At 60.3% G+C, this 12,946-nt stretch carries 10 protein-coding genes and 2 pseudogenes; 6 read left to right on the plus strand and 6 right to left on the minus strand.

The features are described 5' to 3' along the window. The first annotated feature begins 112 nt into the window (after positions 1-112). From PWG15_RS33385 to PWG15_RS33400, 4 genes and pseudogenes are all read left to right on the plus strand, one after another. A complete protein-coding gene (locus PWG15_RS33385; protein WP_275027752.1) occupies positions 113-1,114 on the plus strand; it encodes an ABC transporter substrate-binding protein in 1,002 nt (333 codons plus the stop codon). Positions 1,115-1,203: 89 nt separating this feature from the next. Further along, positions 1,204-2,091, plus strand: coding sequence for an ABC transporter permease (locus tag PWG15_RS33390; RefSeq protein ID WP_275027753.1), 888 nt, complete (start codon positions 1,204-1,206; stop codon positions 2,089-2,091). Then, positions 2,084-3,163 (plus strand): quaternary amine ABC transporter ATP-binding protein, encoded by a 1,080-nt coding sequence (locus PWG15_RS33395; protein ID WP_275027754.1) that lies wholly within the window; start codon positions 2,084-2,086, stop codon positions 3,161-3,163. The genes PWG15_RS33390 and PWG15_RS33395 overlap by 8 nt, the downstream gene beginning before the upstream one ends. 48 nt (positions 3,164-3,211) lie before the next feature. Next, positions 3,212-4,188: pseudogene (locus PWG15_RS33400) on the plus strand (MDR family oxidoreductase). A 629-nt stretch (positions 4,189-4,817) separates the two neighbouring features. Here the strand turns inward: PWG15_RS33400 and PWG15_RS33405 are convergent. The 3 genes from PWG15_RS33405 to PWG15_RS33415 form a co-directional block, all read right to left on the minus strand. After that, complete coding sequence (locus PWG15_RS33405; protein WP_275027755.1) at positions 4,818-6,011, minus strand: MFS transporter; 1,194 nt, start codon at positions 6,009-6,011, stop codon at positions 4,818-4,820. A 68-nt stretch (positions 6,012-6,079) separates the two neighbouring features. Further along, entirely contained in the window at positions 6,080-6,679 is a 600-nt protein-coding gene (locus tag PWG15_RS33410) for an NADPH-dependent F420 reductase (protein WP_425536847.1), read from the minus strand. 29 nt (positions 6,680-6,708) lie between these two features. Next, positions 6,709-7,461 carry a 3-oxoacyl-ACP reductase family protein gene (locus PWG15_RS33415; RefSeq protein WP_342457081.1) on the minus strand — a complete coding sequence of 251 codons (753 nt, stop codon included), beginning with the start codon at positions 7,459-7,461 and terminating at the stop codon, positions 6,709-6,711. 109 nt (positions 7,462-7,570) lie between these two features. Here PWG15_RS33415 and PWG15_RS33420 point away from each other — a divergent pair, with 109 nt between their 5' ends. Then, the gene (locus tag PWG15_RS33420; protein ID WP_275027757.1) at positions 7,571-8,500 is read left to right on the plus strand and encodes a LysR family transcriptional regulator; all 930 of its coding nucleotides are present in this window, start codon (positions 7,571-7,573) and stop codon (positions 8,498-8,500) included. Positions 8,501-9,094: 594 nt separating this feature from the next. Here PWG15_RS33420 and PWG15_RS33425 read toward each other — a convergent pair. From PWG15_RS33425 to PWG15_RS33435, 3 genes and pseudogenes are all read right to left on the minus strand, one after another. After that, positions 9,095-9,232 (minus strand): annotated as a pseudogene (locus PWG15_RS33425) (D-amino-acid oxidase); the annotation flags it as partial. Beyond that, positions 9,196-10,071 carry a 2-hydroxyacid dehydrogenase gene (locus PWG15_RS33430; protein WP_342457082.1) on the minus strand — a complete coding sequence of 292 codons (876 nt, stop codon included), beginning with the start codon at positions 10,069-10,071 and terminating at the stop codon, positions 9,196-9,198. The pseudogene PWG15_RS33425 and the gene PWG15_RS33430, both read right to left, overlap by 37 nt. A gap of 401 nt (positions 10,072-10,472) precedes the next feature. Further along, entirely contained in the window at positions 10,473-12,029 is a 1,557-nt protein-coding gene (locus PWG15_RS33435) for a hypothetical protein (RefSeq protein ID WP_275027758.1), read from the minus strand. Positions 12,030-12,424: 395 nt separating this feature from the next. Here PWG15_RS33435 and PWG15_RS33440 point away from each other — a divergent pair, with 395 nt between their 5' ends. Beyond that, positions 12,425-12,733 (plus strand): hypothetical protein, encoded by a 309-nt coding sequence (locus PWG15_RS33440; RefSeq protein ID WP_275027759.1) that lies wholly within the window; start codon positions 12,425-12,427, stop codon positions 12,731-12,733. Positions 12,734-12,946: the final 213 nt, after the last annotated feature.

Below are 12,946 nucleotides of genomic sequence, written 5' to 3' on the forward strand. Positions count from 1 at the left end.
AACGGCGGCTTCGGGTTCTGAGGAGGATATCGAAGCCGCTCGCGGCCCGCCGAGATATGCGATGGCGTCGACGGGCTTGGAATTTCAACATCGCACATAGGGAGGAAGTGCCATGAAAGAACTCTTCGCCTCGACATGCCTTGCAGCAACGATGCTGACCTTTGGCAATTCGGCGCAGGCTGCGGATTGCGGTGACGTCACCATCGCCAGCATGAACTGGCAGAGCGCGGAAGTGCTCGCCAGTCTGGACAAGTTTATCCTGTCCGAGGGTTACGGTTGCAACGCCGAAATCATACAGGGCGATACGGTCCCGACGATCACGTCGATGACCGAAAAGGGTCAGCCCGACATCGCGCCCGAAGGATGGGTCGATCTTCTTCCCGATGTCGTCAACGCCGGCGTTGCAAACGGAAAGCTCGTCGTCACATCTACCGTCCTGACCGACGGCGCAGTGCAGGGCTGGTGGATGCCGAAATACCTTGCTGACGCCCACCCGGACATCAAGACGATCGATGATGTCCTCAAGCATCCGGAGCTGTTCCCGGATCCCGAAGACAAATCGAAAGGTGCGATCCACAATGGCCCGCAGGGCTGGGGTGGCACGGTCGTGACCTCGCAGCTTTACAAGGCCTACGGCGGCGAAGCGGGGAACTTCACGCTCGTCGATACGGGTTCGGCGGCCGGCCTCGACGGCTCGATCGCCAAGGCCTACGAGCGCAAGGAAGGCTGGGTCGGCTATTACTGGGCCCCGACCGCGCTTCTTGGCAAGTACGACATGGTCAAGCTCGACTACGGCGTGCCGCACGATGCGGCCGAGTGGAAGCGCTGCAATACTGTCGCGGATTGCCCGGACCCGAAAAAGAATGAATGGCCGAAGGACACCGTCCAGACGCTCGTGACCAAGCCGTTCTCCGAGCGCGCCGGCGAGGACGTCATGGGCTACCTTAACAAGCGCGCCTGGTCGAACGACACCGTCAACAAGCTGATGGCCTGGATGACCGACAACCAGGCAAGCGGCGACGACGGCGCAAAGCACTTCCTCGAAGAGAACGAGGCAATGTGGAAGGAATGGGTATCGCCTGAGGCAGCCGAGAAGATCAAGGCGGCGCTTTGATCTCGTTCAAGACGTTGCTGGCGCCTATCGCGCCGGCAACGAACAGCGCGTCCAATGAATGCGCTAGCTGTTATCGAGGAGGATAGATTTTGGATTGGCTATTCAACTTTCCGCACATGGATGATGCGTCATTGCGCGATCTCAAGAAGGCAATCGACGAAGGGTTTCGCGGTTTCACACGGGCTTATGGGGACGGTCTTGAAGCGATATTCGAGCCGCTACAGCATTTTCTGATCTGGTCCGAGCGCTTCATGACCAAGACGCCCTGGCCGATCATCCTCTTGCTCATTGCCGCCGTCGCCTGGTTCGCCAGCCGCAACTGGAAGATCGTCGCAGGAACGGTCGTGACGCTTCTGCTCATCGGCTATTTCGACATGTGGGACGACACAATGAAGACGGTCTCGATGATCTTCGTCTGCACGGTCCTGTCGATCGTCGTAGGTATTCCCATCGGTATCGCCATGTCGCGCTCGGACCGCGTGCAGGGCATCGTCAATCCGGTGCTCGACGTCATGCAGACTATGCCGAGCTTCGTCTACCTGATCCCGGTCGTCATGCTGCTCGGCATCGGCAAGGTGCCGGGGCTCATCGCCGTCGTCATCTACGCCATTCCGCCGATGATCCGTCTCACCAATCTCGGCATCCGCCTGGTCGACAAGGACGTGCTGGAAGCCGCCGATGCCTTCGGCTCGTCGGGCTGGCAGAAGCTGAAGAACGTGCAGATGCCGCTTGCCCTCCCCACCATCATGGCTGGCATCAACCAGACGATCATGATGGCGCTTGCGATGGTGGTCATTGCCTCGATGATCGGCGTTCAGGGCCTTGGCCAGCCGGTGCTTAAGGCGATCTCCAACCAGTATTTCACGCTCGGCATCTTCAACGGCCTCGCCATCGTCGGCATCGCGATCATCTTCGACCGCGTCAGCCAGGCCTTCGGCGCGCGCCTACAAAAGCACCGGGAGGTGGTCCATGGGTAACAAGAATATTGGCGGCTTCGGCATCGAAATCAAAAAGCTCTACAAAATCTTCGGACCAAATGGTGCGGATTGCGTAAAGCTCATCGAGCAGGGTGTTACGAAGACGGAACTGAACGCAAAACATGGCCATGTCCTTGGTCTGAAAGACATCAACATCTCCATGCCTGCCGGTGGTATTCAGGTGATCATGGGACTTTCGGGATCGGGAAAGTCCACGCTCATTCGCCACATCAATCGCCTTATCGATCCGACGTCAGGTGAAGTCGTCATCGGTGACGAGGATGTGGTCAAGATGGATGCCGTGCATTTGCGCGAGTTCCGCCGGCATCAGACGGCCATGGTGTTCCAGAAGTTTGCACTCCTTCCGCACCGCACCGTTCTCGAAAACACCCTCTATGGCCTGGAGATACAAGGGGCGCCACGGAACCGGCAGGTCGACTGCGCCATGCGATGGATCGAGCGGGTCGGGCTAAAGGGTTTCGAGAGCAAATATCCCAATCAGTTGTCCGGCGGTATGCAACAGCGCGTCGGTCTTGCCCGCGCGCTGGCGAACGATGCGCCGATCCTGTTGATGGACGAGGCGTTTTCCGCACTAGACCCGCTCATTCGCGTCGATATGCAGACCGTGCTCCTCGATCTGCAGAAGGAGATCAAGAAGACGATCGTCTTCATCACTCATGATCTGGACGAGGCGCTGAGGCTGGGGGACCGTATCGCGATATTGCGGGATGGCGAAGTCGTACAGCAGGGCACCGGCCAGGACATCGTGATGAACCCGGCAGACGATTACATCGCCAGCTTCGTGCGGGAAGTGAACCGCGCGCGTGTCATCAAAGTTGAGACTGTCGCCACCGCGCCGAACGGCTCGTTCCGCGAGTTGGAGATTTCGGTTCCGGCCGGCGCGACGCTGGAGGAAGCAGCAAGAGCGATGACGCTGGCCGGGACAAGCGAGATCGCCGTCGTCGATGCCGACGGTCAGGCCAGAGGCGTGCTGACGCTTCCCCAGGCGGTTCATGCCATGGTCAATGCGCAAGTGGCCTCCTCACCGTCCGACACCAAGAAGGTTGCGTAGGCAAGCTAGGGAAATGCGGGAAAGGAACCTCAGACGTTTGACGCCGTCCTGATCGAAAAGTCCGATAGCGGGCAGGAAGCCGGTCTTTGCAGGATCGATACCGCGCAACTTCCACAAGGCGACGTGCTGGTGGATGTCGCATGGTCGACCCTGAACTACAAGGACGCCTTAGCAATCACCGGCGCGTCGCCGGTGGTTCGCAGTTTCCCGATGGTACCGGGGATCGATTTTGCGGGCGTTGTTGCCGAAAGTTCCCATTCCGACTTTAAGCCGGGCGATCGGGTTGTGCTGAACGGCTGGGGCGTTGGAGAGCGGCATTGGGGTGGACTGGCGGCCAGGGCGCGCGTGAGCGGAGACTGGCTTGTGCTTCTGCCGGAAGGGATCAGCCTGCGGAACGCCATGGCGATAGGCACGGCTGGTTACACGGCGATGTTGTGCGTGCTGGCGCTCGAGCGCAATGGGGTGCTGCCGGGCAGCGGAGAAGTGGCGGTAACCGGTGCGGCCGGTGGTGTCGGGAGTATTGCAACCATGCTTTTGGCCGCGCGTGGCTACAGCGTAGCTGCTGTTACCGGGCGGCCGGACGAGGCGGATTATCTCACGGGCCTCGGCGCCACCACCATCATTGACCGGGTGGAGTTCACACAGGTCGGCCGACCTTTGGCCAAGGAGCGTTGGGTGGGAGCCATCGACGTGGCAGGCGGAGCCGTGCTGGCCAATGTACTGGCGTCGATGCGCTATCGCGGTGTCGTCGCCGCATGCGGACTGGCGGGCGGCATGGAACTCCCACGACCGTCGCCCCTTTCATCTTGCGCGCTGTGACGCTTGTCGGGATCGACAGCGTCATGTGTTCAAAGCCCGAGAGGCTGATCGCCTGGCAACGGCTCGCAAAGGAACTCGACATGGCGAGACTCGATGCAATGACGACGGAAGTCCTGCTCGCCGATGTGGTCGCATTCGTCCCGCAGTTCCTCGAGGGTAAAGTGCGTGGTCGCATTTTAGTACCGGTTAATCCGCAGCTTCATTGAGACCTATACCAGTTTGCCAAGGTCCCCGGCGTACGCGAGTTATCACCAGTCTTGCCGACAGCGGATTTGAAGTAGCCTCATACATCCCGGGCCATGATCTCGCACTGGGTAAATGAGAGAGATAATGCGCCCATTATCGCTAATCACAATCCGAAGATAAAAGTGCGTTCCGGACCAGAGCGGCGGCGCCCTTGGTCAACGGCGGAGGGTTAGCACTTCACAGACATCGCGCTGGCGAGCTCAGACCAACTAAAGCTCATCGATCTCGTCGCTCGGTAGCAGGAGCGGGAAACTGATGGCCATTGTTCGTGTCGGCAACTCCAGTTGGACAGCGAGAGGCTATGGGTGGCCACCGTTACGCAGAGGTCTCGAGACAGAAAAGACCCCGACCCGGGAGGAGGGGTCGGGGTCCCTGGATCTGATCGGCCCGGGAGGAGGTGAGCCGATCGGCATCTGACGCAGCGGGAGGAGGTGCTGCGCTTCGACATATTCATCATAAATCACTTCGCGTGATTTAATACTGTTCATGCTGCATTGCAGCATTGCGTGATGCGCAGAGCAAACCCGGCGCCTTCGACGCACGAAACGGCAGCAAGAAACCAAATGCCATGACGATCGTCCGCCCTGGATCAATCAGCTTTTCTGGTTAGTGCGATCAGGCTCGCGGTTAGTAGTGCGCTTGCCGCACCGAGCCAGAGAGCGCTTGGCACGCCGAAATTATCGACTGCGAGGCCGCCGACCAGCGCGCCGAGCCCGATTGCAAGTTGCGCGATCGAGACGAAGAGGGCGGCGATGCTTTCCAGCCGGTTCGGTGCGGAACTGAACAGGAAGGTTTGCATGGCGATCGGCAGCATGCCGAAACCGAACCCCCAAGCGAGAACCCAGGCAATGGCGATAAGCGCGTTGCTGCCGGTTAGCAGCAAGCCCGCCACCGACAAGGAGATCAGAAACGCAGTACCGGCAAGCGCGAGGACGAAGTTCCGGCCAGCGGCCCAGCCCCCAAACAGGTTTCCGGCAAACCCCGCCGCGCCATAGCCGAGCAGCACCATGCTGAGGGTACCCGTATCGATCCCGGTTGCGCCGATGAGAAACGGCGTAATGTAGGTATAGGCCGCGAATTGCCCGACAAAAATGAGCACGGCTGCCGTCAGACCGATCCGGATCCGCCGCAACCGCAACACGTCCGGAACCTGCTTCAGCCCCGACCCCTTCTGCGCTGTTATTGCCGGTAGCAGAAACTGGAGCGCCGCCACGACCAGCAACGCCACGCCCGATACGAGCAGGAACGCGGTACGCCAGCCGAACAGGTCGCCAATCAGGGCGCCCGCGGGAACCCCGGCGACGGTGCCCAGCGAGACACCCGAGAAGATCAGTGCCGTGGCACGCGGGCCTTCCGTACCCGGACGCAGGCGTGGGCCAAGCGAGCCGCCAATCGTCCAGAAGCCGCCGACCGCAATTCCGAGCAGCACCCGTCCGAACATCAGTGCGGCAAAGCCCTGGGCTGTTGCGACGATGGCGTTGGAGACGACGAGCAGCACTAGCAGTGCGACAAGCACATGCTTGCGATCGAAGCGCGCGGCAAATCTGAGGGTCATCGGCGCCGCAATTGCCGCAAGGAAGCCGGGCGTTGTCACCATCAGTCCGGCCGTTCCCTCGCTGATGCCAAGGTCGGCCGCTATCAGAGGCAGAAGGCCGACCGGCAGGAATTCGGTGGTGACCAGAGCGAAGGCCCCGACGCCGACACTGGCGACTGCCGCCCAGGAGGCAAGCGGTTTGCTATCCGCGTGGCTTACGGGAACACTGCGGGAGACTGGCATGTCCATGGGAGGATTCCTTGGTGAAGAATTGGGCGAACCGGAGAAGAAGGGGGCTCCAGTTCGCCGACGATCGTTTAACCGAACTTGACGAGGTTAAGGGTGGGCAGAGGGCCGCCGGGGAACTGCACCAGTTTGCCGCCGACCGAGACCGGGCCGAGATCGATGCCGGTGAAGCCGAGCCTGGAGATCAGCGCGCCAACTTCCGCCTTGGAGCGCGCATCGTCGCCCGAATAAAACAGAACTCGCGAGCCACCCTCGGCTTTCGGATCACCCGAGATCAGGTGCGGTTGCAGATGGTTGAACGCTTTGACGGCACGTGCTCCGGGCACGAGATCGGCGAAGATCTCGGTGGAAAGACGACCGTTCAGCTCGGCCGGCTTGAACAGCGGCGCCTCGATGGGATTGTTGGCGTCGATGACGATGCGGCCGCCGAAATCCGGCAGACCCTTCAGCGCCTGCGGCAGCTTCGACCAGTTGACGGCGACCAGCACCATGTCAGCGCTGGCGGCTTCCTCAAGCGTACCTGCCTTGATGAAGGGCTTCAGTTCCGTTTCGAGTGCGGCAAGCGAGGCCGGGCCGCGACTGTTGGCGATGGTGGCGGAAATACTGTTGCGTGCAAGGGCACGGGCGAAGGCAGAGCCGATATTGCCGGCGCCGATGATACCGATAGACATGGTGATTTCCCTTTGAATTCGGTGACGGATTAGGCGGTGAAACCACCGTCGGCGACGATGTCGGCGCCGGTTACAAAGGCCGCTTCAGGGCTAACGAGGTAGGCCACGACGCTGGCGACCTCGTAGTCCTTGCCGTAGCGGCCGATTGCCATCCCGGGGCCGACAATCTTCGAAACAGGGCCACCATCCGGGTTCATGTCGGTGTCGGTCGGACCGGGATGCACGGTGTTGACGGTGATCCCTTTCGGACCGAGGTCACGCACGAGACTGCGGTTGAAACCAGCAACGGCTCCCTTCGTCAGGGTATAGAGTGAGGCGGTCGGGAAAGCGGCATAGCGGGTCATCGACGAGCCGATATGGACGATACGTCCGCCGGACTTCATCCGCCGTGCGGCTTCCTGAGTTCCGACGAAGACGCCCGTGACATTCACGGCGATCATGCGTTCGTAATCCTCGAACTTGATCTCGTCGATCGGGCCACCAAGGGCGATGCCGGCATTGTTGACGAGAATGTCGAGCGAACCGAACGTCTCTTCTGTTTTCGCGACAGCCGCGCGGACGGACTCCGGATTACCCGAGTCGGCGTGAATGGCGATGGCGCGGCCGCCAGCGGCTTCGATCTCGGTGACGACAGCGGCCGCCTTGTCGGGCGATGCGCTGTAGGTGATGGCGACAGCGGCACCATCGGCGGCGAGACGCTTGGCGATTGCGGCGCCGATCGAGCGCGAGCCGCCGGTTACGAGAGCGGCCTTACCGGCCAGATTCAGAGAAGTGTTGGTCATTTGGATACCTCCAAGGTTGGTTGATGGAGGCAATATCGGCTTCTTATTTTCTTGCGAAAAGTGGTAATGGGCTATTATCTATTTCAAGCAACTGTTGAAAGTGATGGACATGGAGACGCTTGCCAATCTGGAATCGTTCGTTCGCAGCGCTGAACTTGGCAGCTTTTCTGCGGCGGCCCGGCGCTTAGGGCTGACTCCGGCCGCCGTCAGCCGCAACGTGGCTGCGCTGGAGAGCAATCTAAAGCTAAGGCTGTTTCAGCGCAGCACACGCAATCTGGCACTCACGGAACCCGGCGAGCGGTTCCTGCTGTCGATCCGCGATCACCTGGCGAGCCTACAGGGGGCTATTGCGGAAGCCACGAGCGATCAATCAGAGCCGGCAGGCGTATTGAAGCTGAGCATGAGCCCGACCTTCGGAATGAACTATATCCTACCGACTCTGCCCGAGTTCATGAGACGCTATCCACTGGTCAGGCCGGAATGGTTGTTTGAAAATAGGCAGGTCGATCTGATAGCCGAAGGCTACGATGCGGCGATCGGGGGCGGCTTCGAACTGACCCCAGGCATAGTCGCCAAGACCCTCGCGGCCGCTCATATCATTGCCGTGGCGTCGCCTGCTTACTTACACAATCGCGCTCAACCACATGATCCCACCGCCTTGCAGGAACTCGACGGCATCGTGATGCGGTCGATGCGGACCGGTCGTATTCGACAGTGGCAGATGCGGAACGTCGCCGGCGAAGAACAGCCGGCCCTGCTGCGGGAAACGATTGTCGTGAACGATCCGGCCGCCATGCGGTCCGCAGCGTTGCTAGGGCTTGGGGTCGCAATGATCGCCAAGCCCGACGCGCTGCCCTATCTGGAAAGCGGTGAACTGGTCCGGGTGTTACCAGCTTGGTACGCCGATGCTGGGCCGATCTCGATTTACTACGCCAACCGTACACTTCTGCCGCTCAAGACCCGTGTTTTTATCGATTTCCTCGTCGAAACGTTCCAGCGCGAAAAGTGGCCGGAACGGTTCGCAGGGAGTCTGGGATAGCGAAGTCAGTGGTGCGCCTCCGAGGACGCCCGCGACCGGGGCATTGTCGCCCATAGCCGCTGTGCCAAAGGCTGCGCGCCTCGATAAGATGGACCCGGTACGCCCGAAGGCGGGGGCGCTTATCGCGCCGCCCCTTCGGTTTCGTTCTTCGCTTTCATTTGGCGGAGGGTGAGCTTGCCGTCGATAGGAATGGCTTGCAGCGCGATATGGAAGGCGTCCCGTCATCGTGCGGCCGGTTTTCGACCATTCGGATGGGAGGAAAAGGACCTGAGAGGCCACGCAGTTGAAACCCGAGTTGTGAAGCTGGGCCGTCGCCGCTACGATTGTGCCTCATGCGCTAGCCGCACAGTAGCCATTTCTGACACTAGCCGTGGTGCTGTACGCGCGCGACCAATTCCTACTATCAAGGATATCAGATGCAATGACGCTGCGTAAACATATGGATTGATAACGTCAGTTGCAAGTGCGCTTGCGGCGACCTCGATCTGGCATAAACGGCTGCGCTGGCGGCGACGTTGCCAGCCGCCAGGACTGGGTTGGCGCAGTCGGAACCGACTTCAGTGTCTTCGCCACAGCACCTAGAGCCTTGCCTCCCTAGAAATCGGCGACCTTACCCCAGGCAGATTTTCGGAAGCGGTCTGGATGGTAGGGGCGAGCGTCGACGATTGTTTCTTCACCGGTGACGATGTCGGCGATCAGGTGACCGGCGCCGGGACCAATGCCGAAGCCGTGGTTTCGGGTTGAGTCACGCTCGCTATGTGTGGCGTCAGCAGAATCTTCGAATGGCGCCAGATGGCATGATCCGCCGGGAGCGGCTCGGGGTCGGTGACATCGATGACGGCTCCGGAGAGATGGCCGCTGTCGAGTGCATCAAGGAGTGCTTGGTGGTCGAGCTGCGGACCGCGGCCGACATGAACGAGCGCCGCACCGGCCGGGAGCTTGGCGAAGAGCGTGGCATCGAGGAAGCCGCGCGTCTCGTCGGTTAGAGGAATGAGACAGATGAGGATGTCGGTGTCGGCCAACAGATTGTCGAGACCGTCAGCACCGTGCAGGCATCTGACACCCTCGAGTTCGTGCGCGCTGCGGCTCCAGCCGGATAGGGAAAAGCCGAAGGGCTTCAATCGTTCGAGAACCGCGGTGCCGAGCATGCCGAGGCCGAGCACGCCGATGCGGCGTTCCGACGCCTGAATCTGGGAAATGGCCCGCCAATGTTGGCTGCGCTGCTGGTCCAGATAGGCCGGCAAGTTGCGATGGAGCGCGAGCACGGCAAGTGTCACATATTCCTGCATCATTCTGATGATGCCGTCCTCGACCATACGCACGACCTTCACATGCGGCGGAACGGCCTCGATGCGGAACTGGTCGACGCCGGCGCCGATAGAAAAGAGGATTTCAAGATTGCGATAGCGTGAGAGATCTTCCGGAACCGTCCAGGTGATCAGGTAGCGCACCGCATCCGGATCGACCGCCGCCGCATCCGTGGCGAAAGGAACGTCCGGAAGCTCACGCGAAAAAGCTTCGGCGAAAATCGCACCGCGTTTTGCGTGTCCATGAATGCGAGATCCGATCATCTGGCTTGGCGCGGCCGAGCCAAGACAAGTGGATGAAAGTGAGTGAAAATCGGGTGGATCATCCGCCCTGCAGGCACAACCACACTGACGACAATCGGTTAAGGGTTCATTGCGGCCGGGAACGCCAAGCTTGATCGATAAGGTACTCTTCATATAACGGACACTGACAGCCGCTATACCCTGAAATACGCTTTCTGAACACGAACGTTGAAGTCGCATGGGAGGCGGGTGGATTGATCCGTCCAAACATCCAAGGAACGAGAAGCCCCCGCTCTTCTGAGTGCGGGGCCTTCTTTTAGACGCGACCGCCTTTCAAGCCCGGGCGACCTGGCGCTCAGACGCCCGCCGCGATCAGAGCCTTGATGCGACGCGACGACATTAACCCCCGCCAGCGAGGCGGTTCAACCGGGAGGCAGCCGCGTTCCATCCCAACCTTCACCACTGGCCGGTCTGACAAACCGCACCTTTTTCGGTCCCTCGAGCCGTCCGTCCGGAAAGCGCATTGACAGATTCGGGCTATCGACAGGTTCGCCGGTTCTGAAAGAGACGAGCTGCGAATAATGATCGAAGTTGCAGACATACTGCCGCCCCGGCACCTCCACCTCGCAGCCAGTTTTCACGACCCGCTTCAGCCTCACTTCCAGTTCCCCGAATTTACATCTTACATACTCGTCAGGCGCGTAGCGTCCCGGGGAGCATCGCATTGCTGCGAAGGTGTCATTAAACCCTTCGACGACGGCAAACATGTATTTGGCCATATCGTCGGCGCTCGGCTCGTTGCGATCGGCCTCGCCGGCAATACTCTCGACTTTGACCTCAGCAAGCGCGGCCAGTCTGCGGCCCTCCGCGGCAACGGCAGCAAGGGCAGAGGAAGTGTTTCGCAGGCCGAGTACGTTGAAAATCACGTTCTCAGTGGCGTCCCGCGGCTTTGCCTGGCCGCGGGCGGTGGCAAGCGCCGAGCGAAACTCGATGGCTATGCCAGGCATAGCTTCGAGGTCTGCAATCCGCTGGAACAGGGGCGCAAGAAGGTCTTCCTGATCGAGCACCCCGAATGCATGTTCCAGCGATTGGCGGTAATCCTCGATCGGGGCAATCGCTGCGCGGGCTTCGGCGAGGCCCTCGAGAGAGGATGGCACCTTGGGTGCCATCGCAGCGATTTCTGTCAGTTTTGGCCTCAGCACGTCCGCCACTCGCTTCTTGCAGGCGCTATAGACGCGCTGCTTGATGTCGTCCGGCCAGTCTGACTTTTCCGCCTGACCATAGATTCGCAACGCAACTCCAATGCCTCGAGGAAAGTCCCTCGGACCAGCCTCCAGTTCCTCCAGCAAGGCTGCCGAGCGAATACTCCCGCGCGCCGCCGTAATCTCCTCCAGCAGCGCGAGTTTGGTGGCGCGATCGACATAGCTCGTTACGACTTCGGTTTCGAGCATTTTCCACCAGCTCGGTTCATCGACGTGCTTCTGAACGTAATCCTGCGTTCTCGCGCGAACCGCGTTTATCCACTTTGGTCCTTTTCTGTCCTGCACCTTCTGCGCCAGCGGCGGCGGCGGTTTCTTGAAGGGCCTCTGGAAGGTCGCCCTGAAGCCGCCCGGTTTACATCCCACAGGCCGTCCTTGAATCTGAGGCGGACCGCTCCCCACGCTGATCACTTGCCCTTGCAGCTCGACCGCTCTGAAACCTGGTGGCTGATGGATCCAGGCGCCCGGCGTCAGTTCGAACGTGCCATCGGGCTTAGAGGTGCCAACGACATGATAGCTCACCTTGTTCCATCCGGCTCGCACCTCGAAAACGCCCTCGATCTGGCCGCTAGCCGTTTTTTTGATGTCCAGGATCATCCGGCTGTTTTTGGCCTGGCCGCAGGTGAAGACACCTCGCCATTCACCGACCAAACTCTCCGCCGCCAGAGCCGATGTACCGGAGCCCAGCAGGAGACATGACGCACAAAGCCACTGTTTCATCTCATTCTCCCCGGTCTCCGGCTCCTGCTGACGCCCGGCCTTGTCGCAACGCGAGTGCTTCTGCCACGGCCTTTACTTCCCGCATGCTACGCGCCGAGCCCTGGAGTACAATTCATCCGTTCGGATGAAAGCGCTGGAGTCGCAGAGCGCAGGCGGCATCGGCGGGTAAAACGAGCGTTTGAGCGGGCTGAGGATCAGAAATCCACGGCATATTAGGGGCGATCGAGCGTCACGGGTTTGTTTTGCCTGCGGCTCGCGTGAAATGGATGTTCTCAACAATCTGCGAAGCCGGTGACAGGGGCAAAACTCGCGTCGCTTAGGGACGATGGGGCGGGCTTGAAGGCGGTAACGTCTGCGCTACATGCTGCCTCTGATTGTGCGAAGCCGGGTTATCTATGACGCGTTTTACTCTCGATGCGAAATGTCTGATCGAACTCGATGGAAATGGAACAGCCGCCAAGGACGTGGCCGCCTTGGTTGAGGCGGCAAGGCAGGGACAGGCTGACGTCGCGATTGTTGCGTCAAGTAGCTCTAGATACCACCCCGGCGGCGCGCGCTTGGCCCGTTTCTCCGACTTCAAGAAGCAAATGGCCGAGGTTGGACTTGGATCGCTTTCGCTTCTGCGACCGAAAGCGAAGCATGGATTTACATATCACGGCTTTGGTGTGTTGGGCATGGGGCCGCGGTGGAGCGTGAGCGCCTGATCTTCGAAACGCTCTTCGCTGACGTGTTCGACGCGCTGACAGCCGACCGGCCTTACCGGGCCGCGATGCCGATTAACAAGGCGATTGCAATCCTTTGGGACGGCGCCGGGCAGTCGCATGATCCGATCTGCATTGAGGCGCTAGAACGAGCACTCGCCAAAACGTCGTTGCGCAATGTTGACGCGCCGAAGCATTCGGATGAGAAGGTTCCCG

The organism is Ensifer adhaerens (assembly GCF_028993555.1).
Lineage (GTDB): Bacteria > Pseudomonadota > Alphaproteobacteria > Rhizobiales > Rhizobiaceae > Ensifer > Ensifer adhaerens_I.